Source organism: Mycolicibacterium sp. XJ662 (assembly GCF_053484035.1).
The window spans coordinates 342238-367006 of record NZ_JBEFTL010000004.1 but is presented as its reverse complement, the minus strand read 5'-3'; the positions used below and the strand labels follow the sequence as shown (position 1 = coordinate 367006).

General features: G+C 66.3%; 26 protein-coding genes. 5 read left to right on the top strand and 21 right to left on the bottom strand.

What is annotated here, in order from left to right; all coding sequences use genetic code 11:
- Positions 1-7: 7 nt before the first annotated feature.
- The 3 genes from ABQE93_RS15265 to thyX are packed head-to-tail and all read right to left on the bottom strand — an operon-like array spanning position 8 to position 3366.
- A complete protein-coding gene (locus tag ABQE93_RS15265) occupies positions 8-1687 on the bottom strand; it encodes a ribonuclease J (RefSeq protein ID WP_448408165.1) in 1680 nt (559 codons plus the stop codon).
- Complete coding sequence (gene dapA, locus ABQE93_RS15260) at positions 1687-2589, bottom strand: 4-hydroxy-tetrahydrodipicolinate synthase (protein WP_448408166.1); 903 nt, start codon at positions 2587-2589, stop codon at positions 1687-1689. The genes ABQE93_RS15265 and dapA overlap by 1 nt, the downstream gene beginning before the upstream one ends.
- Positions 2590-2613: 24 nt before the next feature.
- A complete protein-coding gene (gene thyX, locus ABQE93_RS15255; protein WP_448408168.1) occupies positions 2614-3366 on the bottom strand; it encodes an FAD-dependent thymidylate synthase in 753 nt (250 codons plus the stop codon).
- A 145-nt stretch (positions 3367-3511) separates the two neighbouring features.
- Here thyX and ABQE93_RS15250 point away from each other — a divergent pair, with 145 nt between their 5' ends.
- Positions 3512-3811, top strand: a complete 300-nt coding sequence (locus ABQE93_RS15250; protein ID WP_448408170.1) for a DUF4193 domain-containing protein — start codon at positions 3512-3514, stop codon at positions 3809-3811.
- A gap of 3 nt (positions 3812-3814) precedes the next feature.
- Here ABQE93_RS15250 and ABQE93_RS15245 read toward each other — a convergent pair whose 3' ends face one another.
- From ABQE93_RS15245 to ABQE93_RS15235, 3 genes are read right to left on the bottom strand one after another with little or no spacing between them, the layout of a single operon-like run.
- On the bottom strand, positions 3815-5032 hold the full coding sequence (locus ABQE93_RS15245) for a winged helix-turn-helix domain-containing protein (RefSeq protein WP_448408171.1): 1218 nt from the start codon (positions 5030-5032) through the stop codon (positions 3815-3817).
- Between the two features lie 46 nt (positions 5033-5078).
- Positions 5079-5570, bottom strand: coding sequence for a dihydrofolate reductase (locus ABQE93_RS15240; RefSeq protein WP_448408172.1), 492 nt, complete (start codon positions 5568-5570; stop codon positions 5079-5081).
- Positions 5571-5592: 22 nt separating this feature from the next.
- Entirely contained in the window at positions 5593-6393 is an 801-nt protein-coding gene (locus ABQE93_RS15235; RefSeq protein ID WP_448408174.1) for a thymidylate synthase, read from the bottom strand.
- Between the two features lie 43 nt (positions 6394-6436).
- On the opposite strand from ABQE93_RS15235, the gene ABQE93_RS15230 reads away from it, so the two are divergent.
- Entirely contained in the window at positions 6437-7177 is a 741-nt protein-coding gene (locus tag ABQE93_RS15230; RefSeq protein ID WP_448408175.1) for a dienelactone hydrolase family protein, read from the top strand.
- A gap of 43 nt (positions 7178-7220) precedes the next feature.
- On the top strand, positions 7221-8144 hold the full coding sequence (locus ABQE93_RS15225) for an HpcH/HpaI aldolase/citrate lyase family protein (protein WP_448408176.1): 924 nt from the start codon (positions 7221-7223) through the stop codon (positions 8142-8144).
- Here ABQE93_RS15225 and ABQE93_RS15220 read toward each other — a convergent pair.
- Genes ABQE93_RS15220 through dapB form a run of 4 tightly spaced genes read right to left on the bottom strand, consistent with a single transcriptional unit; the run spans position 8141 to position 10272 of the window.
- Positions 8141-8602 (bottom strand): hypothetical protein, encoded by a 462-nt coding sequence (locus ABQE93_RS15220; protein WP_448408177.1) that lies wholly within the window; start codon positions 8600-8602, stop codon positions 8141-8143. The two genes, ABQE93_RS15225 and ABQE93_RS15220, sit on opposite strands and share 4 nt — an antisense overlap.
- A gap of 16 nt (positions 8603-8618) precedes the next feature.
- Positions 8619-9074: a flavodoxin family protein gene (locus ABQE93_RS15215; RefSeq protein ID WP_448408179.1), complete on the bottom strand. Its 456-nt coding sequence runs from the start codon at positions 9072-9074 to the stop codon at positions 8619-8621.
- Positions 9071-9538 (bottom strand): tetratricopeptide repeat protein, encoded by a 468-nt coding sequence (locus ABQE93_RS15210; RefSeq protein WP_448408181.1) that lies wholly within the window; start codon positions 9536-9538, stop codon positions 9071-9073. Before ABQE93_RS15210 ends, ABQE93_RS15215 begins: the two co-directional genes overlap by 4 nt.
- Positions 9535-10272 carry a 4-hydroxy-tetrahydrodipicolinate reductase gene (gene dapB, locus ABQE93_RS15205; protein WP_448408182.1) on the bottom strand — a complete coding sequence of 246 codons (738 nt, stop codon included), beginning with the start codon at positions 10270-10272 and terminating at the stop codon, positions 9535-9537. Before dapB ends, ABQE93_RS15210 begins: the two co-directional genes overlap by 4 nt.
- 367 nt (positions 10273-10639) lie before the next feature.
- On the opposite strand from dapB, the gene ABQE93_RS15200 reads away from it, so the two are divergent.
- Both ABQE93_RS15200 and ABQE93_RS15195 read left to right on the top strand, forming a co-directional pair.
- Positions 10640-12151: a hypothetical protein gene (locus ABQE93_RS15200; RefSeq protein WP_448408183.1), complete on the top strand. Its 1512-nt coding sequence runs from the start codon at positions 10640-10642 to the stop codon at positions 12149-12151.
- 58 nt (positions 12152-12209) lie between these two features.
- Complete coding sequence (locus ABQE93_RS15195) at positions 12210-13115, top strand: NAD-dependent epimerase/dehydratase family protein (RefSeq protein WP_448408185.1); 906 nt, start codon at positions 12210-12212, stop codon at positions 13113-13115.
- A 13-nt stretch (positions 13116-13128) separates the two neighbouring features.
- On the opposite strand, the gene ABQE93_RS15190 is transcribed toward ABQE93_RS15195, so the two are convergent.
- The 11 genes from ABQE93_RS15190 to ABQE93_RS15140 form a co-directional block, all read right to left on the bottom strand.
- Complete coding sequence (locus ABQE93_RS15190; protein WP_448408694.1) at positions 13129-13614, bottom strand: HTH-type transcriptional regulator AldR; 486 nt, start codon at positions 13612-13614, stop codon at positions 13129-13131.
- 359 nt (positions 13615-13973) lie between these two features.
- Positions 13974-14858: a class A beta-lactamase gene (gene bla / locus ABQE93_RS15185; RefSeq protein ID WP_448408186.1), complete on the bottom strand. Its 885-nt coding sequence runs from the start codon at positions 14856-14858 to the stop codon at positions 13974-13976.
- A gap of 49 nt (positions 14859-14907) precedes the next feature.
- Entirely contained in the window at positions 14908-16329 is a 1422-nt protein-coding gene (locus tag ABQE93_RS15180) for an MCE family protein (RefSeq protein WP_448408188.1), read from the bottom strand.
- 1 nt (position 16330) lies between these two features.
- Positions 16331-17470 carry an MCE family protein gene (locus ABQE93_RS15175; RefSeq protein ID WP_448408189.1) on the bottom strand — a complete coding sequence of 380 codons (1140 nt, stop codon included), beginning with the start codon at positions 17468-17470 and terminating at the stop codon, positions 16331-16333.
- Positions 17467-18708: an MCE family protein gene (locus tag ABQE93_RS15170; protein WP_448408191.1), complete on the bottom strand. Its 1242-nt coding sequence runs from the start codon at positions 18706-18708 to the stop codon at positions 17467-17469. Before ABQE93_RS15170 ends, ABQE93_RS15175 begins: the two co-directional genes overlap by 4 nt.
- A complete protein-coding gene (locus tag ABQE93_RS15165; protein WP_448408193.1) occupies positions 18705-19937 on the bottom strand; it encodes an MCE family protein in 1233 nt (410 codons plus the stop codon). Before ABQE93_RS15165 ends, ABQE93_RS15170 begins: the two co-directional genes overlap by 4 nt.
- Positions 19934-20962, bottom strand: coding sequence for an MCE family protein (locus ABQE93_RS15160; RefSeq protein ID WP_448408195.1), 1029 nt, complete (start codon positions 20960-20962; stop codon positions 19934-19936). The genes ABQE93_RS15165 and ABQE93_RS15160 overlap by 4 nt, the downstream gene beginning before the upstream one ends.
- On the bottom strand, positions 20959-22233 hold the full coding sequence (locus ABQE93_RS15155) for an MCE family protein (RefSeq protein WP_448408196.1): 1275 nt from the start codon (positions 22231-22233) through the stop codon (positions 20959-20961). The genes ABQE93_RS15160 and ABQE93_RS15155 overlap by 4 nt, the downstream gene beginning before the upstream one ends.
- A 1-nt stretch (position 22234) precedes the next feature.
- Positions 22235-23077, bottom strand: coding sequence for an ABC transporter permease (locus ABQE93_RS15150; protein ID WP_448408695.1), 843 nt, complete (start codon positions 23075-23077; stop codon positions 22235-22237).
- A gap of 11 nt (positions 23078-23088) precedes the next feature.
- On the bottom strand, positions 23089-23859 hold the full coding sequence (locus ABQE93_RS15145) for an MlaE family ABC transporter permease (protein ID WP_448408198.1): 771 nt from the start codon (positions 23857-23859) through the stop codon (positions 23089-23091).
- 2 nt (positions 23860-23861) lie between these two features.
- Complete coding sequence (locus tag ABQE93_RS15140; protein ID WP_448408697.1) at positions 23862-24695, bottom strand: mycofactocin-coupled SDR family oxidoreductase; 834 nt, start codon at positions 24693-24695, stop codon at positions 23862-23864.
- Positions 24696-24769 lie beyond the last annotated feature (74 nt).

Below are 24769 nucleotides of genomic sequence, written 5' to 3'. Positions count from 1 at the left end.
CGAGCGCTTAGACCTCGATGACCGTCGGCACGATCATCGGCTGACGACGGTAGGTCTCCCCCACCCACTTGCCGACCGCGCGGCGCACAGCTTGGGCGATGCGCGTGACGTCGGTGACGTTCTCGGCGGCAAGGGCTTCCAACGCTTCCTCCACCTTGCGCGTGGCGGGTTCCAGCGACTTCGGATCCTCGGAGAATCCGCGCGAGTGCAGGTGCGCGGGTGCGGTCGCACGCCCGGTTCCGCGCCGCACCACCACCGTCACCGCGATGAAACCCGAAGAGAGCGTGAGACGTTCGCCGACCACGGTTTCACCGACGTCGCCGGTGATCAACCCGTCGACGAACATCTTGCCGGTCGGCACCGCGCCGGCGATCGACGCCCGACCGCTCACCAGGTCGACACTGACACCGTTTTCTGCCAGCACGATGTGTTCCTCCGGTACTCCCGTGCGCTCGGCCAGCGCCGCGTTCGCGCGCATCATCCGCCACGTGCCGTGCACCGGCATGACGTTGCGCGGCCGTACTCCGTTGTAGAGGAACAACAGTTCACCGGCGTACGCATGACCCGATACATGCACGCGGACATGCTGGTTGGTCACGACGCGCGCACCGATCTTCGCCAGCGCATCCAGCACGCCGAAAATCGCTTCCTCGTTGCCGGGTATCTGCGAGGACGACATGATGATGAGGTCACCGGACGTCAGCGTGATGCTGCGGTGCTCACCGCGCGACATCCGCGAGAGGGCGGCCATCGGCTCGCCCTGTGTGCCGGTGGTGAGCAGGACCACCTGCTCGGGCGGCAACATCTCCGCTACGCCGATGTCGATGATGTCGTCGTCGTTGGCGACTCTGAGATAGCCGAGTTCCTTGGCGATTCCCATGTTTCGCACCATCGACCGGCCGACGAACGACACCTTGCGACCGAGCGCGACGGAGGCATCGATGATCTGTTGCACACGACCGACGTTCGAGGCGAAGCATGCCACGATGACCCGGCCCTGCGCGCTGCGTATCAGCCGGTGCATGTTCGGCCCGATCTCACTTTCCGACGGGCCGACGCCGGGCAGTTCGGCGTTCGTCGAATCGCACAGGAACAGATCCACCCCGGCGTCGCCGAGCCGTGACATCCCGGGCAGATCGGTCGGTTTGCCGTCCGGCGGCGACTGGTCGAGCTTGATGTCACCGGTGTGCAGCACCGTGCCTGCGCCGGTGTGGACCGCGATGGCCAGGCAGCCGGGGATCGAGTGGTTGACCGCGAAGTATTCACATTCGAATACCCCGTGCGTTGAGCTCTGATCTGCATCGACCTCGATGAGCGCCGGTTTGATGCGGTGCTCTCGGCACTTCTCGGCGACTAGCGCAAGCGTGAACTTCGACCCGACGACCGGGATGTCGGGTCGCATCTTGAGCAGAAACGGGATCGCGCCGATGTGGTCCTCGTGCGCATGGGTCAAGACCAGCGCCTCCACCTCGTCGAGGCGGTTCTCGATGAGGCGCAGATCGGGCAGGATCAGGTCGACGCCCGGTTCGTCATGGGTCGGGAACAACACCCCGCAGTCGACGATCAGCAGCCGACCAAGGTGCTCGAAAACGGTCATGTTGCGGCCGATTTCGCTGATCCCGCCCAGCGCGGTGACCCGCAGAGCACCTGGGGCCAGCGGTCCCGGGGGCTTGAGTTGGTCGTCCACTATTGCAACACCGAAGCAGCCCGCATATCGGCGGCCAGCGCGTCGACCTCGTCGGGGCTCGGCGCCACCAGCGGCAGGCGTGGATCGCCGGTCTCGATGCCCTGTAGCCGCAGACCTGCCTTGACCATCGGCACACCACCCAGCCGCGACATCGCATTGCAGAGCGGCGCGATCGAGGTGTTGACCTTGCGGGCGGTGGCGATGTCGCCGGCGTGGAAAGCGGTGATCAACTCGCGCAACTGGCTCGCGGCGAAGTGCGCGATGACGCTGATGAACCCGGTGGCCCCCATCGCCAGCCAGGGCAGGTTGAGCGCGTCGTCGCCGGAGTAGTAGGCCAACCCCGTCTCGGCCATCACCTGCGCGCCGGCGTGCAGGTCGCCCTTGGCGTCCTTGACCCCGACGATGTTGGGGTGCTCGGCAAGTGTGCGCAGCGTGTCGGACTGGATCGGCACCACCGACCGGGGCGGAATGTCGTAGAGCAGCACCGGCAGCGTGGTGGCGTCGGCGACGGCGGTGAAATGCGCGATGAGGCCGGCCTGCGAAGGCCGCGAGTAATACGGCGTCACCACCAGCAGCCCGTGGGCGCCCACCCCCGCACATGTCTCGGCCAACCGCACGCTGTGCTCGGTGTCGTTGCTGCCCGCCCCAGCGATGATGCGCGCCCGGTCGCCCACCGCGTCGACCACCGCACGAAGCATCGTGACCTTCTCGTAGTCCGCAGTGGTCGGCGACTCACCAGTAGTGCCCGAAAGCACCAAGCCGTCACAGCCGGCATCGATGAGGTGGGTGGCCAGTTGTATCGCAGCGTCGGTGTCGACAGAGCCGTCGGATCCGTACGGCGTCGCCATCGCAGTCAGCACCGTGCCAAAGCGGGCAGATGCGTCGAATCCACTGGTCGTCACGGCGCCTAGATTACCCGCTCGACCTCACGATTCCGTAGCGAGTGGGCTGGTGGCCACCTCGGTGCCATCAGCGAGGGTCGCGATCTCGAAGTCGGCGAACACCGCAGGGGCCACTGCGGTCAGTTGGCGCAGGCATTCGATGGCCAGCTGCCGGATCTCCACATCGGCCTGCTCGCTGGCCCGGGCGGCGATGAAATGCCGCCAGGCGCGGTAGTTGCCGGTGACGACGATGCGCGTCTCGGTGGCGTTCGGCAACACCGAGCGGGCCGCCTGCCGGGCCTGCTTGCGCCGCAGCACGGCGTTGGCTTGACCGGCGAACTTGGCCTCCAGCTTCGTCAGCAGCTCCACATAGGCCGCCCGGCTGGCGTCGGCGGCCTCGGTGAAGATTTCCTGCAACTCGGCGTCGTCCTCCATGCCCGGCGGCACCACCACCTGAGCCTCGTGCTCGGGAACGAATCGCTGAGACAGCTGCGAATAGGAGAAGTGCCGGTGCCGGATCAACTCGTGGGTGCACGACCGGGAGATGCCGGTGATGTAGAACGACACCGACGCATGCTCGAGCACCGAGAAATGCCCGACGTCGATGATGTGTCGTACGTAGGCGGCGTTGGTCGCGGTGCGCGGGTTGGGCTTGGACCAACTCTGATAGCAGGCCCGTCCGGCGAACTCCACGAGGGCCGGTCCGCCCTCGGCGTCGGTGCTCCAGGGCAGGTCGGCGGGCGCCAGGAACTCCGTCCTGGCGATCAACTGCACGCGCAGCGGCGCGGTCTCGGCCACGCGCTCACCCTAACGCGGCCGCGCTGACCTGCTCGGGCGGCGGTTATGCCCGTGGTGGGTTTGCATCCGTACCGGACGGGGAACAAAGCGGATCCCGGGAGGTGTTAACAAGCACTGTTCGCACAAGCGATAGGGAGTGTGACGAATGTCCACCGATTACGACGCACCTCGCGTCAAAGACACCGACGACATCGCCGATGAGTCGGTTCAGGAAATCGCCGCACGGCGCCGTCAGGTCGATGTCGCAGTGCTGGATGTCGACGACGGTGACGCCGTCGATTCGATCGACCTGCCCGGCGCCGACCTCTCCGGTGAAGAGCTGACCGTGCGGGTGGTGCCGAAGCAGGCCGACGAGTTCACCTGCTCGAGCTGCTTTTTGGTGCAGCACGAGAGCCGGCTCGCGCTGCGCTCGGGCAACCGGACGATCTGCGCCGACTGCGCCTGAGGCTCACCGCAGGGCCGCGGCGAGCGGCGCCACCAGCTCGCCCCTGGTCCCGACGGTGACCTGCGACAGGTTCAGCCACGACGCCATCGTGCGCAGCTCTCGGGCCAGCGGTGCGGCGACCCGCGCCGGCGTCTGCTCCGGCTCGGCGAAGGCGCCGACGACGTGCAGCACGTCGTTGGCCCGGTCGGCTTTCAGGTCGACGCGCCCGACCAGCATGCCGTCGAGCAGAAACGGCCATACGTAGTACCCGAAGCGCCGCTTGGCCGCGGGCGTATAGATCTCGATGCGGTAGTGGAACCCCTCGAACAGCCGCTCGACGCGCGGCCGGAAGAAGATCAGCGGGTCGAATGGGCACAACAGCGCCGTCCCCCGATCCCGGCGCGGCACCTTCTGACCAGCCCGCAGATAGGCGGGCGCCTGCCATCCGTCCACCTCGACAGCTTCCAGCTCGCCGTCGGCCACCAACTCGGCTACGGCAGGTTTGGACTGGCGCGGCGAAAGCCGGAAATAGTCGCGGATATCGGCCTCGGTGGCCACGCCCAGCGCACCCGCGGCGCGCAACGTCAGCTGCCGGACCGCGTCGTCGTCGGCCACCTCCCGCGCGACGACCTCGGCTGGCAGCACCCGCTCGGTGAGGTCGTAGTGACGCGCGAAGCCGACGCGGGTGGCCGTCGTCAACTGCCCGGACGCGAACAGCGCCTCGGTCACCCATTTGGTGTCGCTGCGGTCCCACCACGGGCCCTTGCGCCCACGTTGTTCCGCACCCAGGTGCGCTTCGATCTGCCCGGCCGTCGAGGGCCCGAGTTCGTGCACCGCCGCGAGGATCTTCTCGGCCAACCGCGGGTTCTTCTTGACGATGTGGGTGCCCCACCGCCCGTGGGTGTATTCGCGCATGCGCCAACGCAGCAGCGGCCAGTCGTCCACGGCCATCAAGGCGGCTTCGTGCGCCCAATACTCGACCAGCAGCCGTGGTGAGCGCGCGGTGTGGCTCCACGCCGCCCGGTCGAGCACGTCGCGGTCGTAGGGGCCGAGCCGGCTGAATACGGGCGCGTAGTGCGCCCGCACCGCCACCGAGACCGAGTCCAGCTGCAGCACCTGGATCCGTGAAATCAGCCGCCGCAGGTGGGCGCGGGTGACCGGGCCCGCCGGCCGGGGTTCGGCGAGGCCTTGGGCCGCGACGGCGATACGGCGCGCCTGGGCCGCCGACAGTCTGGTCGCCACGAGAAGTCATCCTGCCGCACGCCACCGACAGCCCCTCGGCGGCGGGTTATGCGCGCTGGTAGCTGTAGAACCGGTAGCGCAGCCCCGAGCTGCTGGTCTGCCACTCCCCCGCTTCGCCGACCCAGGATTCGTCGAGCATCGGTGCGACCGCGTCCCCGTCGCGGCGCGGCAACTCGATGTCGACCTCGGTGACCTCGCAGTGTGTCGCGACGGCCAGCGCGGCCACGTACACCTCCGCGCCGCCGATCACCCAGGTCGTGTCGCCGGTGAGCGCATCGTCGAGGCCGCCGACCACTTCGGCGCCGTCGGCCGCATACTCGGCGCGGCGGGTGAGGACGACGTTTCGCCGCCCCGGCAGCGGACGCACCTTGGCCGGCAGCGACTCCCAGGTCAGCCGCCCCATCACCACGGTGTGGCCCATGGTGATCTCCTTGAACCTGGCCTGGTCCTCGGGCAGGCGCCACGGGATGGTGCCGTCGCGGCCGATGACCCCCGAGGTCGACTGAGCCCAGATCAGCCCGACCAGCCTGTTGGTCATGATTCGGCCCTGCGCGCAGGCCTCATACGGCCACGGGGGCCTTGATCGCCGGATGCGGGTCGTAGTTGAGGATCGCGATGTCTTCGTAGGTGTAGTCGAAGATCGAATCCCTCTGCGCCAGAACGAGTTCCGGGTACGGCCGCGGGTCGCGGCTGAGCTGCTCGGTGACCTGTTCGACGTGGTTGTCGTAGATGTGGCAGTCGCCGCCGGTCCAGATGAACTCGCCGACGTCGAGCCCGGTTTGCGCGGCCATCATGTGGGTGAGCAGCGCATAGCTGGCGATGTTGAACGGCACGCCGAGAAACAGGTCGGCGCTGCGCTGGTACAGCTGGCAGCTCAGCCGTCCGTCGGCGACGTAGAACTGGAAGAAGGCGTGACACGGCGGCAGCGCCATCTGTGCGATCTCGCCGACGTTCCACGCCGAGACGATGATGCGCCGCGAATCCGGATCGGTCTTGAGCAGTTCGAGCGCGGCGCTGATCTGGTCGATGTGCTCCCCCGACGGGGTGGGCCACGATCGCCACTGCACACCGTAGACCGGTCCGAGCTCACCTGTGTCACTTGCCCATTCGTCCCAAATGGTGACGCCGTGCTCCTGGAGCCACCGGACATTGGAGTCGCCGCGCAAGAACCAGAGCAGCTCGTAGACGATGGACTTGGTGTGCACCTTCTTGGTGGTGATCAACGGGAAGCCGGCTGTCAGGTCGTAGCGCATCTGATGGCCGAACACGCTGCGGGTGCCGGTGCCGGTCCGGTCGGATTTCGGCGTGCCGGACTCGAGCACCAGGCGCAGAAGATCCTCATACGGTGTGGCGATCGGCACGCCGCTAAGCCTAGTCCGAGACCCGACGGGTAGAACGGAAGCCATGCCGAGTATCTCCACCACCATCACCACCCCCGACGGCACGTGCCCCGTCACCCTGCACACCCCCAACGGCAGCGGCCCGTGGACCGGTGTGGTCATGTACGTCGACGCCGGCGGTGTGCGCGACCTCTTCCAGGACATGGCGGCCCGCCTCGCCGGCTTCGGCCACGCGGTGCTGCTGCCCGACGTGTACTACCGCCACGGCGACTGGGCGCCGTTCGACATGGCGACGGTCTTCACCGACGGCAAACAACGCTCGCGGCTGTTCCGGATGATCCAGAGCATCACCCCGGACATGATGGCCAGCGACGCGACGGCGTTCTTCGACTTCCTGGCCGCGCGCCCCGAGGTCAAGGGCGACACGTTCGGCGTGTGCGGGTACTGCATGGGCGGGCGCACCTCGGTGATCGTGGCCGGGCGGGTGCCCGACCGGGTCGCCGCGGCGGGCTCCTTTCACGCCAGCGGCCTGGTCACCGACGAGTCCACCAGCCCGCATCTGCTCGCCGATCAGATCCAGGCCACCGTGTACGTCGCCGGCGCCAAAGACGACCAGGGCTTCACCCGCCGGGACGCCGAGACGCTGGAGAAGGCGCTGACCGCCGCGGCTGTCACCCACACCGTCGAGTTCTATCCCGCCGGACACGGTTTCGCGGTTCCCGACAACGCGCCGTACGACGAGGAAGCCGCCGAACGGCACTGGGTCGCGCTGCAGGATCTGTTCGAGACCGCGCTGCCGAACTGACCCTGCGACCGAGCGCCACCGAGCGATACGCGACGATTATCAGATGCACGACCAGCAGCAGGCTGACCAACCGGCCGCCAGCGACGCCGGATTCCGTATCGATCCCGTGCTCGCCCGCAGCTGGCTACTGGTCAACGGCGCGCAGTACGAGCGTTTCGCACCCGCGGCGCGGTCCCGCGCCGACATCGTCGTCCTCGACATCGAAGACGCCGTCGCCCCGAAAGACAAGGACAACGCCCGCGACAACGTGATCCGGTGGCTGGCCGAGGGCAACAGCGACTGGGTACGCGTCAACGGCTTCGGCACCCCGTGGTGGGCAGACGACCTGGCGATGCTGGCCGACACGTCGGTCGGCGGGGTGATGCTGGCGATGGTCGAGTCCGTCGACCACGTCACCGAGACCGCCAACCGGCTACCCAACGTTCCGATCGTGGCGCTGGTGGAAACCGCGCGCGGGTTGGAACGCATCACGCAGATCGCGGCCACCAAGGGCACGTTCCGGCTCGCCTTCGGCATCGGCGACTTCCGCCGCGACACCGGTTTCGGCGACAACCCGACGACGCTGGCCTATGCGCGGTCGCGGTTCACGATCGCGGCCAAGGCGGCCCGCCTGCCGAGCGCGATCGACGGGCCGACCGTCGGGCACAGCGCGCTGGTGCTCAGCGAGGCGACCGCGGTGTCAGCCGAGTTCGGCATGACCGGCAAGATCTGCCTCACCCCGGAACAGTGCCCGACGGTGAACGAGGGGCTTTCTCCGTCGCCGGATGAAATCGCCTGGGCCAAAGAGTTTTTCGTCGAGTTTGACCGCGACGGCGGTGAGATCCGCAACGGTTCGGACCTGCCGCGCATCGCGCGGGCGAACAAGATCCTCGACCTGGCCCGCGCGTACGGCATCGAGGTGCCCGAGTACGACGACGTCGACGATCCCGCACACATCCCGGCACCGTCGGACACCTACCACTACTAGGGTTTGTCCTCGTCCTGCCTGCCCAGGAACGTCTTGACCGCGCGCAGCGCACCGCGGGCGGCGTAGATTCCGGCGGCCACCGAGAGCACGATCATCGCGATGAACATCACCAGCCAGTTGGACCGGTCGTGGCTGACGTTCCACCACACGATCGTGAACAGCACCGCGCACAAAAACACCACGATGTCGCGCCAGTTGCCCTTGTAGGACAGCGCGGCCGCGCGCAGTTCACGGCTGCGCTCGCCGGCATCGATCAGGTCGTCGATGCGCTGGTCGATGCTGGCCTGTAGCCGCGCGCGGCGCTCCGTCTGATCGGGCGGAATGCGTTCCAGCAGATCGATGTCCTTGACGATCTGGCCGCGCACGTCGGGCGGTTTGAGGTTACCCGCGATGACGCCCAGCATGGCACCGCCGGCGATAGGTGCTGCGCCCAAAGCCAATTCAGCGATACCCGGCATTACTGCGTCCCCTTCGTCATTCCATCAGCATGGCAGCCAAGGTGCCCCCGAGTTCGTAGGCGCGCTCGCGAACGCCACTGTCGATACCGCCGACGATCTCGAGCGCATCGGCGGACTTGGCCAGCGCCAGCCCGGTCGCAAGCTTTTCTACCGCGTTGACCGCGCCTGCGGTGTCGTTGTTGCCGTGCACCCACAGCCCGTAGGGCCGGCCGGCGACGTGATCGAGGCTGGGGTAGTACACGGTGTCGAAGAAGTGTTTGAGGGCGCCGCTCATGTAGCCGAAGTTGGCGGTGGTGCCGAACAGGTAGCCGTCGGCGTCGAGCACGTCGGGCAGGGTCGCGGCCAACGCCGGCCGCACCTGGACGTCGACGCCGGTGATGTCGGGATCCTTGGCACCGTCGAGGACGGCCTCCAGGAGTTCCCGGGTCCCCGGGGACGGGGTGTGGTGCACGACGAGCAGCGTCTTGCTCATGGTGAGCGCGCCTCCATTTCGACTGCCTTCCGCATAGCCTCCCGCGCGCGGCTGCGGTCGCCGGCATAGTCATAGGCGCGCGCGAGCCGATACCAGCGCCGCCAGTTGTCCGGGTCGTTCTCCAGTTCCTGGCGCACGGTGACGAACAACGCGTCGGCCGCCTCGCGTTGGATACGGCCCGATGCCATCCGCGGCAGCGCGCTGACGTCGAGTTCCATCCCTTCCTCGGTGGCGATGCGCGCCAGCCGCTGATGGGTGAGCCCGCTGCGCAGCGTGCTGACCATCGCCCACGCCCCGATCATCGGAAAGACCATCAGCGCGAGCCCGAGACCGATAGCGGCGCCCTCCCCCGTGCCGATGAACGCCATCGCGATGCGGCCGAGCAGCAGGAAATAGACCACCAGCGCCACGCACATGAAGCCGATCAGCAGTTGGATGCGCAGTGCGCGGCCGCTCTCGGTCATTCGAGTTCGAGTAGCGGCTCGATACCTATCGTGAGCCCGGGTCGCTCGGACACCCGGCGCACCGCCAGCAGCACTCCGGGTACGAAGGAGGTCCGGTCGATGCTGTCGTGTCGGATCGTGAGCGTCTCTCCCTGCGTACCGAACAGCACTTCCTGGTGCGCGACCAGCCCGGCCAGCCGCACGGAGTGCACCGGGACGCCGCCGACGTCGGCGCCGCGCGCCCCGTCGAGTGCGGTGCTGGTGGCATCGGGGTTGGGCGGCAAATCTTTTCGTGCCTCGGCGATCAATTGCGCAGTCCGTGTCGCCGTGCCCGAAGGTGCGTCGGCTTTGTGCGGATGGTGCAGCTCGATGACCTCGACGGACTCGAAGTGGCGGGCCGCCTGGCGGGCGAAGTGCATGCACAGCACGGCGCCGATCGCGAAGTTCGGCGCGATCAGCACCGCGACGTCCGGTTTGTCGGCCAACCAGGCCCGCACCTGGCCAAACCGTTCGTCGGTGAAGCCGGTGGTGCCGACGACGGCGTGAATACCGTTGTCTATCAGAAACTTCAGGTTGTCCATCACCACGTCGGGGTGGGTGAAGTCGATCACCACGTCAGTGTCGGTGTCCACCAATTGACCCAGCGGGTCACCGGCGTCGACGCCGGCGGTGAAGGTCAGGTTCTCGGCGGCCTGCACCGCCTGCACCATGGTGGCACCGACCTTGCCCTTGGCTCCCAGCACTCCGACACGCATGCCGACACTTTATCGACGGACCGAACGACGACAGGGACGGCAAGTCCATTGACCCGCACGCCGGCCGCGATCAATGTTGCTATTGTCCTACCGCTAGTTAACTGACGTTGGTGTTGAATCGACATAACGATGTCTCTATGTGGACGGATAACGAAACAACTGTCGGGCTGAAAATTGACGCAAATCGTGAATCGCAAATGTATTTCCGCAGTACACACTCTATTCAAGCGCTGTCGATGTAGATGTGTGGATCGACATTCACCATTGTGGAAAGTTTTGCTACTGCCTTGGCTGCAAACGTGCCAATATATTGCTGTTCTTCCGTACCTAGTTAGCTGATTGACCGCGACAGTGAAGGGACCGTGCGATGGCCAGCACAACAAGCTCCAAGAAGACGATGCTGACGGCGACGCTCGCCGCCGGTGTGCTCGCCGGTGGTGGCGCCGCGGGTTTGACCGTCGCGCTGAGCGCGCCCGCGGTGACGTCGGTGGCAGCGCCCGCCACGATCGCGACCTCACAAGGTGACGTCCAACTGGTCTTCCTGGGCAGCCTGCTCAAGAACCTGCTCAAGCCGTTGATCGGTAACGGCGCCTCGTCGGTCGACGGCGACGGCGGCAACGCGGGCCTGCTGATCGGCAGCGGGGGATCCTCGGTCAACGGCGACGGTGGCAACGGCGGCCTGCTGTTCGGCAGCGGCGGTTCCTCGGTCAACGGCGACGGCGGCAACGGCGGCCTGGTGCTCGGACAGGGCGGCGCATCGGGCACCGGAACCGGCGGCAACGGCGCCGTGCTGATCGGCAACGGCGGCATCTCGCTCACCGGCGACGGCGGCAACGGCGGCCTGGTCCTCGGCAGCGGCGGCACCTCGCTGTTCGACGGCGACGGCGGTAACGCGGGCCTGATCGGCAACGGTGGCGACGGCGGAACCGGTAACCCGCTTGCCTCGGGCTCCGACGGCGGTGACGGTGGCAACGGTGGCATCCTGCTCGGCAGCGGCGGCGACGGCGGGGCAGGCAGCACCGGGCTGTTGGGGCCGGGTGGCGACGGGGGCGACGGTGGTGCCTCCGGCATCGTCTTCGGCAACGCCGGCGACGGCGGCGACGGCGGCGACAGCAACGGCGTGATCGTGGGCCCCGCGACCGGCGGCACCGGTGGCGACGGTGGGCACACCGTACTGCTCGGCACCGGTGGTGACGGCGGGGACGGCGGCGATGCGGCCACCAACTTCAACAACGCCACCGGCGGCGACGGCGGCAACGCGGGCGACGGCTCGATCGTGCTCGGCCCAGCGGGCAACGGCGGCGGTGGCGGCGACGCGACCAGCACCACCGGCACGGCCACCGGTGGCGACGGCGGAGACGGCGCGGACACCGGGGTGTTGGGCAGCGGCGGGGACGGTGGCGACGGCGGTGACGCGACGTCGATCGGCGCCACCAACGGGGGTGACGGCGGCGACGCCGGGCACACCGGGCTGCTCGGCACCGGCGGCGACGGCGGTGAGGGCGGCGACGCGACCAGCTCCGGCACTGGCGCTGCCAGCGACTCCACCGCTGGTGACGGCGGCGACGGCGGCTCAGGCGGCAGCGTGCTCGGCGGTGGCGGTAGCGGCGGCATCGGTGGCGACGCGTCCTCGGGCAACGCGGGCGACAGTGCCGGCGGCGATGGGGGCAGCGGCGGTGACGGCGGCGGACTGCTGAGCAACGGCGGTGACGGCGCGACGGGCGGCAGCGGCAGCACAGGCACCGGACCCGGTACCGGCGGCGCCGGCGGCGACGGTGGTTCCGGCGGCCTCGGCGGTGGCGGCGGCACCGGTGGCGATGGCGGCGACGGCTCCGGTGGCGGCGGTAGCTCCGACGGCGGCAGCGGCTCCGACGGCTAACGAGCCGACGACGGCAAAGTGGCGACGGTAAGCCCCGGCGGGGGCTTACCATCACCGCATGCGTGACGCCAAGATCTTGATCTCGGGTGTGACCGGTCAGGTGGCGTCGCCCGTGGCCCAAGCGCTTTCGGCCGACAACGAGGTGTGGGGCATCGCCCGCTTCACCGACCCGGCCGCGCGCGAGCGCCTCGAGTTGGCCGGCGTGCGCTGCGTAACGGTCAACCTGGCTGCCGGCGATTTCACCTCGGTGCCGTCGGACTTCGACTACGTCCTCAACTTCGCCGTCGCCAAGAGCGGTAGATGGGATAAGGACCTGGCCGCCAACGCGGAGTCGGTGGGGCTGCTCATGGCGCACTGCGCCGACGCCGAGGCGTTCCTGCACTGCTCGTCGGCGGCGGTCTACGACCCACCCGACGATCAGCCCCGCACCGAGCAGGCCGCGCTCGGGGACAACCACAAGTGGCTGTTCCCAACGTATTCCATCTCCAAGATCGCAGGCGAAGTCGTCGCCCGCTCGATGGCCCGCGCGCTGGGCGTGCCAACCACCGTCGCCCGCCTCAACGTCCCCTACGGCGACAACGGCGGCTGGCCGTACTTCCATATGGAGATGATGTTGGCGGGTATGCCGATCCCGGTTTCACCCGGTGACGAGGCGCAGTACAACCCGATCCACGAGGACGACATCATCGCCACCCTCCCGAAACTGCTGGAGGCGGCGTCGGTCCCGGCCACCACGGTGAACTGGGCCGGCGAGCAGATCGTCAGCCTCCAGCAGTGGTGCACCTACCTCGGCTCGCTGCTCGACCGCGCGCCGGTCTTCGAGGTGAGCGAGCAGGCGCTGCGCGGCAACCCGGTCGACATCACGCAGTTACGCGAGCTCGTCGGGGCTGGCACCACGGTCGACTGGCGTGACGGCATGCGCCGCATGGTGACGTCGTTTCACCCGGAACTCGTTGCCCCCTAGCCTTTTTCGCTGACTACAGCGGCGACGCGCCGCGTAGGTGCTCGAAGATCAACGATGTCTGGGTGCCCGCCACGTCGGCGTCGGCGTTGAGGTTCTCCACCACGAAGGAGCGAAGGTCGTCGACGTCGCGTGCGGCGACGTGCAGGAGGAAATCGTCGGCACCCGCCAGGAAGTAGACGTCCATCACCTGCGGCATGCGCCGGATCTGATCGATGAAAGTGTGAATCTTGCCGCGGGCGCTGGACTGCAGGCTCACCGAGATCATCGCCTGCAGGAAAAGCCCGATCGACGCCGGATCGATATCGGTGTAAAAGCCGCGGATCACCCCCAGCTCCTGCAGGCGCCGCACCCGGCCGTGACATGTCGACGGTGCGATGCCGACCTGCTCGGCCAGCGCGTTGTTCGACATCCGCGCATCGGCGTGCAGTGCGGTGAGGATTCGGCGGTCGACGTCGTCGACGGCCGGCGGCTGAAGATCCTTCGGCCGACGTCGCATCATCGCGGTGGCGGTCGAATTCTCAACAGTCATGCCGGTAATTTACCGAATATTCAGCTGGTTTATTGCTGGAATTCCGTAGCCTTTTCATAAGTGGACGCGTTCCGGGCTCTGCCGCACACGTCGACGTTCGCGCTGACCAGCGCCGCCGTGCCGGATGTGCTGGGGCTTGCCGACCTGGGCTGGCGCCCGTTGACATAGGGGGTGGGTAGGTGGGAAGTATAGGGTTTTGCCCGATTCCTCCCCGGGCGGTATGTCATAGCGTTGTCTTCAGCGGCTGGCGCATCACACGCGCGGGGGGACAGCCGCTCAAACCAGATCGCCCCCGGCCATGAGGGGAGGTCGGGCGGCGCTGGTTCTGGTTATGCCAACAGTGCTGGCAGGACCAGACCCGTGACCTCACCGATCAGCGGGCGTAAGCCCGAGGCGTTCGGATCGCTTGTCTGCGTGCGGATCATCAGCGCGAGAAGAACCTGCTGGCCGTCGGGGCCGTACGCGATGCCGACGTCGTTCGTGCTGGCGTAGTCGCCGCTGCCGGTCTTGTCCGCGCTGGTCCACCCCGCCGGTAGCCCGGCCCGCATGCTCGACGTCTGGTTCGCGCGCATCCACTCCTCGAGCCGGCTGCGCTGCGGCGGGGCGAGAACGTCGCCGGCCAGTAGGTTGCGGTACCCGCCGCCGAGCGCCTCCGGGGTGCTGGTATCGCGCGGGTCGCCGGGGATCGCCGAGTTCAACGCCGGTTCCCAACGGTCCAAACGCGACTCCTGATCGCCGATGCTGCGCGCGAACTCCGTGATGGCCTGCGGTCCGCCGAGCCTGGCCAGCAGCAGGTTGGCTGCAGTGTTGTCGCTGCGCTGCAACGCCGCCGCACACAGTTCGGCCAGTGTCATCTCGCCCCCGGCGTGCGATTCGGTGACCGGCGAGTTGCTCACGATGTCGGCGGGGTCGACGAACATCCGTTGGTCCAGCGACAATTCGCCGCGTTCCGCCAACTGCAGCACCCGCGCGGCCGCGTAGGTCTTGAACGTCGAGCACATCGCGAACCGCTCCTGTGCCCGGTGTGCCACCGTGGTCCCGGAATCCAGGTTCGCGGCGAAGACCCCAATCAACGCGGCGTGCCGGCGCTCCAAGTCTGCGATCTGGGCCTCGATGGTGGGGGCCGGGTCGGCGAGGGCGACTCTCTGGGTGCTTGCGGCCGCTGCGAGCGTGAGCCCGCCGATCAGCAGGTGCCGCCGGGACAATGAGATCATCGGCCCCAGCGTAGATGATCCGTCCGCGACGGTTTCAGCACGTCCGGGGTCAATTCGGTTGTGGCGGAACGAGCATTGATTGCCACGTTTGCCCCTGCGCACTTCGCCCGAGGTCGGACTGCGTGAACTGTTGCCCGTCGGGACCTCGGTACGCCCCGGTTGCGGGGTCGTAGTCCGCGGACGCAATCGGAGGCACCGGCGGTGCCAGCTGCGGAATCGGCTGTCCGGACAACGTGGCGTTGGGATCACCTTTCCAGTTGAAGCCGTCGTTGAGCGCGACGTAGTTCTCCTCACTTTCACACATCCGCACCGTGGGCGCCCGCTTACCGGGGCGGGTTTGACACGGAAGGTTGCGTGCACCACGGACGTTGAACGGAGCATCCTGAGGGATCCGGCAGTAGATGTCGCCGGCGGGGCGGGCCGGATAGTCGGTCTCGCTGGGTGATCTTCGCTGTTGCGCCGGCAGATATCCGGTGGCGCAAACCGGCGGCAGGTTGACATTCAGATTGAAACTCAGGTAACCGCCCTTGTACGGCCCCTTGACATTCCGGTTGGCCAAACCCGCCCCCTGCACCACAGCGGTGTTCTGCGGTAACAGCACCAGCAACTGCTCGATGCTGTCCTGGTAGATCAGTGCGACTTCTCCGACGCTGACCAGGTTCGCCAGCAAGACGGGAAGCGTGGGCTGAACAAGGTCCACTGCTTGGCGCAACTCGTCGGCCGCGCCCGGGCCGCGTTCGAGTAACCGGGTCAGCTCGGCGTCATGGGCCCGGACTTGGTCGGTGACGTCGGCGAGATGGGCCGACCATGCACGAACCGATCCGGCGGTGCGGGTTTGAGTTTCGAGCACCGGCGGTGCATCCTCGATCAAGCCGGTGAGTGCGGCCAGGTCGGCGCGCGCATCGGTGGCCAGCGTGATGGATCCGCGGACCAGCCGAGACAGCTCGGGTCCCATCCCACCGAACGCCAGGTACGCCTCGTCGACGACGGTTCGCAAGTTATCGCGCGGAATCGCTTCCAGCCCTGTGTCGGTCGCATTCAAAAGCGCGTTGATGTCGGGGGGCACCGAAGTTCGATCGAGCGGGATCACGTCGCCGTCCTGCAACATCGGGCCGTGGTCGACGCGCGGTGAAAGCGCCACGTACTGCTCGCCGATGGCGGACTGGCTGTGCACGCTGGCGTCAAGGTCAGCTGGGATGGGGATTGCCGATGTCAACGACAACTCGGCCACCACTACGTCACCGCTCAACCGGATGTCGTGCACACGGCCCACCTCGGTGCCTCGGTAGGTGACGTTGCCGTTCTTGTACAACCCCGCCGCGGCGGGGAGTTCGACGGTCACCCGGTAGTGCCCGGCACCGAACAGCAGTTCGGGCAGGCGCATGTAGTTCAGCGTCATGATGGCACCGCCGGTTACGGTGATCACCACGAAAAGTGCCAGCTGGGTCAATATTCGACGGTTGGGCCGCATGTCACCGTCCCTGGTCGAACCGGTATGGCGCCACCAGCGGATTGGCGGCGGTGTACGGGCTGGGCAGTTGACCGATGGTGCGCCCCCACTGGATCTCGAGTTCGGTGAGATCACCCTCGAACCGGGTGCCGGTGAACAACGCCGAGTCAATACGGCTCAGCGTCAAGTCAATCACGGCGGTCAGGTTGGCGTAATCCCCGCGGAACCAGTTGGTGAGCGTTTCCTTGGCGAACGGGTAGGTCGTGAAGAAGCTCAACGACCGGGTCAACGCCGGCCCGGCGTTGGCCAACGACTCTGCCAGCAGCCCAATGTGTTTCAGCTCCGCGACCAGAACCTCCTTGGTCTGGTCGACCGAGTCGCTGGCCAGGGCGCCCAGCCGGCCCAAACGGTCCAGCGCATCGGCAAGGTGATGTCTCATGCTCTTCAGCTCGGACAGGGCGTCCGGGACCGTGGTTAACGCCGCGTCCACGATCGGTTTCTCGTCAGCGAACTGTCCGACGAGCCGGTTGAGACTCTCCGTGGCATCGATGATGTCGCCGGTCTGATCGTTGGCGACGGCGATGAACGTGTCCAGCTCGCTCAGCAGGTCGCGTAGGTCGTCTTCACGACCGGCCAGCGCAGTCCTGAATGCCGTTGTGATGTCCTGTATCTGGCCGATACCACCACCGTTGAGCAAGAGTGACACCGCCGCCAGGGTCTGCTCGGTGGACGGGTAGGCGCCGCCCGCTGCCAGCGGAATCAGCGAACCCTCGCGCAGCCGGCCCTGTGGTGGCTCGCTGGTCGGCGCGTCCAGTTCGATGTGAAGGGATCCGAGCAGGCTGGTCTGTCCAACCTTCACCGTCGAATTGGCCGGCATGTCGACGTCGCCGTTGAGTTTGATGGTCAACAACGCGTGCCAACCCTGCCGCTCGATCTTGGTGACATTGCCGACCGTCACATCGCCCACCCGAACCCGGGAGTTCTGTTGAATGTTGTTGACGTCTGGAAGCTGGGCCTGAATCGTGTACGCACCCGGCCCGTGCCCTTCGGTGCCCGGCATCGGCAGCGTGTTCAGTCCGCGCCAACCACAGCCAGACAACGACGCGGTCAACGTGACCGCCAGTGCCGCCGCGGTAAGCCGCCACCGGTGGTTCGCCCTCACGGTGCTGCCCCCGGCACCATCAAGCCAGTCAAGCCGGCGTCCGGGTCTGTAGTGCGCGCCTCAGGCGCATCGGGGCGCAGCCAGTCCTCGCTGTAAGTGACCTCGTTGGGCCGTGCGGCGGTTCCGACGAACGGGTTCAGGCCGATCGGCGGAAAGTTGTACTGCCGGTTCTTGATGATCGGCGCCAGATACTGCACGCACAGCTTGGCGGCGTGCTCACCGCCGAGCCTCGACGCGGCCTGCACGGCACCGCAGATGAACGTGATCGGATCGGCGAAGTTGCCCACCGCCAATGCGCCGGTCAACGTTCCCTGTGCGGGCTGGTAGATGTTGATGAAGTTCTGCGCAGCCGTCGGCGCGAGGTGTAGCGCCTGTTCGACGTCGTCGAGACTTTCTGTGAGGGTCTGCGATACGGCGGTCAGCTTTTCGGAGGTGACGCCCACCGTCTCCTTGTTGTCGGCAACGAAGGTCTGCACCTCGCCCACCACCTCGCTGAGATCCTTGATCGCGGTGCCCACCGAACCGGGACTGCTGGTCAACCGTCCGGTGACGTCGGCCAGGTTCTGGTTGAGCGCCTGCATCACTTCGGTGCTGCCCTGCAGAGCCGATACCAGCAGCGCCAAATTTCGCACCGCGCTGAAGATGTCGCCGCTGTGATCGCCCAGCGCGGCGATCGCCTGCGACATCTGGATGACGGCCTGCCGGATGTCCGAACCCTGGCCCCGCAGGTTCTCTGCGGCGGTGTTGATGAACGAACCCAGCGTGCTGGTCCCGCCCTGCTCGGTCGGGCGCAGCATATGGGTGATCCGTTCCAGCTGGTCGCGGAAATCGTCCCATTCGATCGGCACCGCGGTTCGTTCTTGCGGCACCACCGAATGATTCTGCAGCGTCGGCCCTTGCGTGTACGCCGGGGTCAACTGGATGGCGCGCGCAGTCACCAGCGATGGGGAAAGGATCACGGCGTTCACATCGGCGGGCACCGGGTAGCGGCTGTCAACCCAGAAGTGGATCTTTGCCCGGTGGGGTTGCGGCTCGATTCGCTCGATGCGGCCGACCGCGATACCCAGGATGCGCACCTGATCACCGACGAACAGCCCGTTGCTGTTGTCGAAGTAGCCGATGATATGCGTTCGGTTGGTACTGCGATCCGCGGAAACCAGCGCTATTCCGCCGATCAGCACCGCAATGAGTGCAACGGCGAGACCGGTCCGCACCGATGACAGCCGGAATCTGGTCATGAGCCGGCCTCGCCAGCAGAAGCGGGTGGCCCGGGCTGCGGACCGCCCCGCGGCGGCGCGGGCAGCGGTTCGCGGTATGGATAACGCTCGTCACCGGGTATTCCGGTAATCGCATCGGGCAGGGTCAGATGCGGTTCACCACCCTGGCCGGTCCGCGGATAAGGCACCGGCAGCGCCGGCAGCGCCGGTTGACCTGTCTGCGGATCGGTGCGTTCCGACGGTAGTAAAACGTTCGGATCCAAGCCCAGATCGGCGAAGGCCGCCTCGACAAAGGGCTGAAGGAACTGGCCGGGCAGCAGGTTCGCCAGATACGCCTTGAAGAACGGGCCCGATGCCAGCGTCTCCCCCAGCGCCAACAGATAGTCGTTGAGGCCCTTGATCGATTGCTGTACCTCATCCTTGCGGTTCTGCACGAGGGCGAGGACACCGTTCAACTTGTCCAGCGTGGGTTTGAGCGCTTCCCGGTTGTCTGCGATGAAACCGCCGATCTGTTGGCTCACCGCAGAGACGTTCGCCGACAGGCGGTTCAACGCCGACCCCTGTGCCTGCAGTTCTGCCAGTAACGCGCTGGTGTCGGATACCAACCGCACGATCTGATCGCGATGTTCGGCCAACACAGTTGTCACCCGGTTGGCGTGGACCAGCAACTCACGTAGCCGGGCATCGCGCTCGGTCAGCGTTTTGGAGAACCGGGCCACACCCTGGACGGCGACCCTCAGCTGTGGCGGGGTATCGGAAAAGGTGTGTGCGAGCGTGTCCAGCGACTCCGACAGTTGATCGGTGTCCAGGCCGCTGATCGTCGCGGTCAAATCCCCCAGTGCGTCGGGCAGTTCATACGCCGGTGTGGTGCGCGCGATCGGTATGGGTTCGGACAGCCAGCCCTGCCCACGCGGGGTGACCTCGAGAATCTTGTTGCCCAGCAGCGCCTTGGTCTTGACCGCCGCTTCACTGCGATCGCCCAACCGTACCCCGCGGTTTACCGTGAAAGTGACCACCACGTGGGCGTCAACCAATGAAACACCGGTCACCTCACCGACTTCCAGGCCGGCGACCTGAACGTCGGACCCCTCGGTGAGCCCGCCTGCCTCCGCGAAGTACGCGGTGTAGGGGTGTGCACCCGAGATGAGCGGCATTCGGTCATAGTTGAGCGCGACGGCTGCAACGGCGGCCGTCGACATCAGCCCGATGATCCCGATCAGCGTCCTGTTGCGCTCCTGAAACGATTTCACCGGGGTGTGCACCTTCCCGAGGACTGACCCGCGAGTTTGACGTACACCGGCTGACCACCCTTACCGTTGAGTTTGAGCACCAGATCACACAGGTAAAAGCTGAAGAAATCCCCGTACATGCCTTGACGTCCCAGCACCCGGTAGGTCTCGGGCAGGGTCGCCAGCAGATTGTCGACATAGTCGTGGTCGGCGACCACGATGCCTGCGGTGCGGTCGGTTTCGTGCAGCGCCTTGCGGAGCGGTGGACGCGCATGGTGCAGGAGGTCGGCGATCGACGCCGAGGACGCGTTTGCGTAGGTGACCCAGTCGCCGATCTCCTTTTTGCGGTCGGCAAGCACCTCTACCAACTCGGACAACGATCCGACCGCAGTGGCGAATTGACTGCGTTGGGCTGCAAATGAACCCAGCACCGTGTTGAGGTTGTCGATCACCTCGCCGATGAGCTCGTCGCGGTCGGCCAACGTGTGGGTCAATGTGGCGGTTTGACCGAGTATCGAACTGATCGTGGCACCCTCGCCCTGGAACGCTCGGATGAGCTGACCGCTCAGCGCGTTCACCTGATCAGGGTCCAACGCTCGGAACAGCGGGCGAAAGCCACCGATCAAGGCGTCGAGATCGAGTGCCGGTGCGGTTCGGGCGATCGGAATGGTGCTACCGGGCGGTAGTTTCGCGGTGTTGCCAGGTCCCTCCTCCAGGGCGACGTAGCGGCCGCCGATGAGGTCGTCGAAGCGAATGACGACCCGGCTGCCCTCGGTCAACACAACCGAATCTTCGGCGGTGAAAGAAACCGCGACGATGCCGTCGTCGCGCAACGAAATACCCGTGACCTTACCGACTTCGACCCCGGCAATCCGGACGAAGTTCCCGCTCTTGAGCCCGGTCACGTTGGTGAACAAGGCGTGGTACGTCTGCGCGCGCTCGAACCGGAACTGGGCGAAGATGGTCAACAACGCGAACATGCCGAGTAACGCAACGACGACGAAAACGGACAGCCGCCAGACGATGCCGGGTAGGTGTTCTCTCATGGGTGCTCACCAACCGGCGGTCCGAGAGCTGGCATCGGTCCGGGCGCCGGTCCGCCGGGATGCCGGATGCTGGGCGGCTCCGGTACCCCTCGGGTGACCGGGAAGTAGTTCGCCCAACCCGGGAACCCGATGCCAGGGTTGGGTCGATGGTCCAAACCTGCTCCAAACCCCGTGTTGGTCACCAGCGCTCGCACCGGGAAGTTCTCGGCGACGTCGGGCAGCGAACCGCAGCCCGGTTTACCGCCCGGCCCACCCTTGGCCCGTACGATTGGCAGGTTTTCGGGATAGCGATACGGATCGTCGCCGAGCAGCACCGCGGCGTCGACAATGATGGACTTGCCGTTGTAACCCCCGGTGATGTCGTAGTACCCGTTGTCCAGAAGGGTTTTCCCGCCGACCAGAAGGCATGTCAGCGACGGGTTGTAGGTGGCGACCAGTTCGGTGGTGGGTTCCAAACCGTTTACGGCCCGCACCAACGTATCCTTGTTCGGCTCGAGCAGTGCGGTGCCGCTGTGAGACAGGCCGATCAGGTTGAGCAGCAAGGCGTCCAAAGCCTCGGCGTGGCTAACTGTGGTTGTGCTCGTGACGCTGACCGCGGCCAGCATATCGAGAATATCGCGGCTCGCGGCACCGTAGGTGTCGCTGAACCCTTTGAGCGCCTGCCAGTTTCGTTGCATCGTGGCACTGCGCGCGTTGAGCGCAGCCAGCACCTCCCCGGCGTCGGTGACAGCCCGGCCCATCGCTTCACCGCGCCCGCGCACACCGTCGGCCATCGCCGAGAGCACGGCGTTCAGCTTTGCGGGGTCGACCCTTCGGACCACTCCCACCAGGTTCTCGAAGACGGTGTTGACTTCGGTCGTCACGTTGTGTGATCGCACTACGTCACCTGCGGACAGTCGAGCGGCACTCGGATTCGCGGGGATGACGAGGTCGACGAATTTTGCGCCGAACGTTGTGGTCGCCGCGATACGCGCTTCGGCGTTGGCGGGAATGTGGCCGATCTGGTTCGGGTCGATTTCGAGTTCCAGGCTCACCGCATCGCGTCCGGCGTCGATCGCTTTCACGCGACCCACCTGCACGCCACGCAACTTCACCTTGCCGCCCGATTCCATCACCAGACCGGCACGGTCTGACACGAGCGTCACCGGAACATAAGACCTGAACGACCGGGTGAACGAGGCACCGGACAGCACGGTCATCGCAATGATCGTCCCCACGAGGATCGCGGCCGACCAAGCGCGGTGAAGCCGACGTTGTCCGTTGCCGATCACGTCAACCTGCCAGGTTGAAGTTGCCGGTCTGGCCGTAGACGGCCAGAGTCACCAAAAGTGTCACGAACACCGCGCTCACCAACGACGTTCGCGTTGCTCTGCCGACCGCTTCTCCTACCCCGGCCGGACCACCGGACGCGGTGAAACCGTGATAGGTGTGCACCAGCATGATCACCACCGCGGTCGCGATCGCCTGAACGAACGACCAGATCAGATCCGTTGGGATCAGGAAGGTCCGGAAGTAGTGGTCGTAGACGCCGGTGGATTGACCGTAGATGTAGGTCGTACCGAACCTGGCCGCGAAGAACGACATCAACACCGCCACGCAGTACAACGGGATCACCACGACAACGCCCGCCACTACCCGCGTGGACGCCAGATAGGCGATCGACCGGATACCCATCACCTCCAGGGCATCGATCTCTTCGTTGATCCGCATCGCACCTAGCTGCGCGGTGGCGCCGGCGCCGATGGTGGCCGCCATCGCGATGGCCGCCGTCAATGGGGCGATGAGTCGAACGTTGAAGAAAGCCGACGCAAACCCGGTCAAAGCCTCCACGCCGACCTGCGCGAACTGGTTGTAGCCCTGCACTGCCACCAGCGCGCCGGTGGACAGTGTCAGAAACCCGACGATCGCGACCGTCCCGCCGATGACCACCAACGCACCGGTGCCCAAACTCATCTGGGCGATCAGGCGGACAAGTTCCCATTTGTAATGCCGGAACGCTTCGATGATCGAGCGCACAGTCCGGCCGTAGAACTCGGCCTGCTCCCCGATCCGGTTCCACCACGCTGACCATTTCCGGAGTCGATGTCCGGTGCGGGGAAATCGCTTGCCCGCCACCACCGAAGAGGTCACATCGTCACCTTGACCCCGACGGCGGTGACCACCACGTTGATCACGAACAGCGCGAGAAATGAGAACACGACGGTCTCATTGACGGCATTGCCGACACCCGCCGGACCGCCGCCGACCGACGTGCCTTTGTAACAGGCGATCAGACCGGCGGTGAGCCCGAACAACGCGGCTTTGATCAACGACACGATGACGTCCCCCAGCCCGGTCACCAGGGTCAGTCCGGCGACGAACGCCCCGGGGGTGACGTGCTGGAAGAACACCGAGAAGGCGAAACCGCCGGCAATACCGACCAACACCACCAGGGACGACAACAACAGCGCAACGAGTGTCGCGGCCAACACTCGCGGCACCACCAACGCCTGGGTCGTGTTCACCCCCAGCACCCGCAGCGCGTCGAGTTCCTCGCGGATGGTCCGCGCTCCAAGGTCGGCGCACATCGCGGTGGCACCGGCTCCCGCGACGACGAGCACGGTCACCATCGGTCCGATCTGGGTGACGGCGCCGAACGCGGCCCCGGTACCGGAGAAGTCGCCCGCGCCGAATTCGACGAACAGGATGTTGAAGGTGAAAACGGTCAGCACCGTGAACGGAATCGACAGCATCAGTGTCGGAAGCATGGACACTCGGGCGACGAACCAACTCTGCGTGAGGAACTCCCGCCACGCGAACGGACGCTGAAAAGTCAGCAGGAGGGTGTCCAGCGCCAGCGCAAAGAAGCCGCCCGCCGCGCGGATCGGGACGGTGACCACGTTGACCGAAGCGACCATGACTACCTGACCGTCAGGCCCGCGTCGACCGGCAGGGTCACACCGGTGATGTACCGTCCCGAATCCGAGCAGAGGTACACCATGGCCTCGGTGATATCGCTGCACTCGACCACCGGTGTGGGCAGCAGGTTCTCCAGTGCCGCACCCATTTCTGGGTGTTCGACCATATACCGCTCGACCTGAGGGTTCATGATCATCGGCGTGGCGACACCGGTCGGGTGGACTGAGTTGACCCGGATACTGTGCTCGGCGAGCGTGGTTGCGTAATACCGCATCAGGCCCACGACGCCGTGTTTGGCAGCGGTGTACCCCGCCCCGCCATGGCTTTTCGTCGCGTACCCCGGGCCGACCGATTTGAGTCCCGCTGCCGAACTGGTGATCACGATGGCACCGCCGTCACCGTGTCGCACGAGCGCCGGCAACGCCGCCTCGACCGTGAAGTAAACGCCGTTGAGCATCACGTCGATCGCATCCAGGTATGCGTTGAGCTGCCGCGACCGGTCTCCGAAGACCGGCCCGATCCCCGCATTCGCCAGCACGTAGTCGATCCGGCCCAACTCCGCCACTGCGCCATCCAGCACCGCGCTCAGCCGTTGAACATCGCGGACATCGGCACGTTCAGCGACGATACGACGTCCCGTCTTTTCGACCAGGTTGACCGTCTCGTCGAGGTCGTTGACTGTGGCCATCGGATAGTCGACGCTGTCGAGCTGTTCGCACAGGTCGACAGCGATGATGTCGGCGCCTTCCTCGGCGAACCGCACCGCGTGCGCGCGCCCCTGCCCCCTTGCCGCCCCAGTGACAAAGGCCACCTTGCCTTGAAACCGGGTTGTCATCTGCCTGCCTTTCATCGACGGGATCGGTTGACACGAAACGAGATCGGACACCGACTCAGCCTCATTGTGGTGAT

Excerpts from the sequence above, each read along its gene's own strand:
- ABQE93_RS15250 (WP_448408170.1), top strand. The coding sequence starts at position 3,512 with ATGTCCACCGATTACGACGCACCTCGCGTCAAAGACACCGACGACATC.
- ABQE93_RS15240 (WP_448408172.1), bottom strand. The coding sequence starts at position 5,570 with ATGACCAACAGGCTGGTCGGGCTGATCTGGGCTCAGTCGACCTCGGGG.
- ABQE93_RS15230 (WP_448408175.1), top strand. The coding sequence starts at position 6,437 with ATGCCGAGTATCTCCACCACCATCACCACCCCCGACGGCACGTGCCCC.
- ABQE93_RS15225 (WP_448408176.1), top strand. The coding sequence starts at position 7,221 with ATGCACGACCAGCAGCAGGCTGACCAACCGGCCGCCAGCGACGCCGGA.
- ABQE93_RS15220 (WP_448408177.1), bottom strand. The coding sequence starts at position 8,602 with ATGCCGGGTATCGCTGAATTGGCTTTGGGCGCAGCACCTATCGCCGGC.
- ABQE93_RS15215 (WP_448408179.1), bottom strand. The coding sequence starts at position 9,074 with ATGAGCAAGACGCTGCTCGTCGTGCACCACACCCCGTCCCCGGGGACC.
- ABQE93_RS15210 (WP_448408181.1), bottom strand. The coding sequence starts at position 9,538 with ATGACCGAGAGCGGCCGCGCACTGCGCATCCAACTGCTGATCGGCTTC.
- dapB (WP_448408182.1), bottom strand. The coding sequence starts at position 10,272 with ATGCGTGTCGGAGTGCTGGGAGCCAAGGGCAAGGTCGGTGCCACCATG.
- ABQE93_RS15200 (WP_448408183.1), top strand. The coding sequence starts at position 10,640 with ATGGCCAGCACAACAAGCTCCAAGAAGACGATGCTGACGGCGACGCTC.
- ABQE93_RS15195 (WP_448408185.1), top strand. The coding sequence starts at position 12,210 with ATGCGTGACGCCAAGATCTTGATCTCGGGTGTGACCGGTCAGGTGGCG.
- ABQE93_RS15190 (WP_448408694.1), bottom strand. The coding sequence starts at position 13,614 with ATGATGCGACGTCGGCCGAAGGATCTTCAGCCGCCGGCCGTCGACGAC.
- bla (WP_448408186.1), bottom strand. The coding sequence starts at position 14,858 with ATGATCTCATTGTCCCGGCGGCACCTGCTGATCGGCGGGCTCACGCTC.
- ABQE93_RS15180 (WP_448408188.1), bottom strand. The coding sequence starts at position 16,329 with ATGCGGCCCAACCGTCGAATATTGACCCAGCTGGCACTTTTCGTGGTG.
- ABQE93_RS15170 (WP_448408191.1), bottom strand. The coding sequence starts at position 18,708 with ATGACCAGATTCCGGCTGTCATCGGTGCGGACCGGTCTCGCCGTTGCA.
- ABQE93_RS15160 (WP_448408195.1), bottom strand. The coding sequence starts at position 20,962 with ATGAGAGAACACCTACCCGGCATCGTCTGGCGGCTGTCCGTTTTCGTC.
- ABQE93_RS15145 (WP_448408198.1), bottom strand. The coding sequence starts at position 23,859 with ATGGTCGCTTCGGTCAACGTGGTCACCGTCCCGATCCGCGCGGCGGGC.
- ABQE93_RS15140 (WP_448408697.1), bottom strand. The coding sequence starts at position 24,695 with ATGACAACCCGGTTTCAAGGCAAGGTGGCCTTTGTCACTGGGGCGGCA.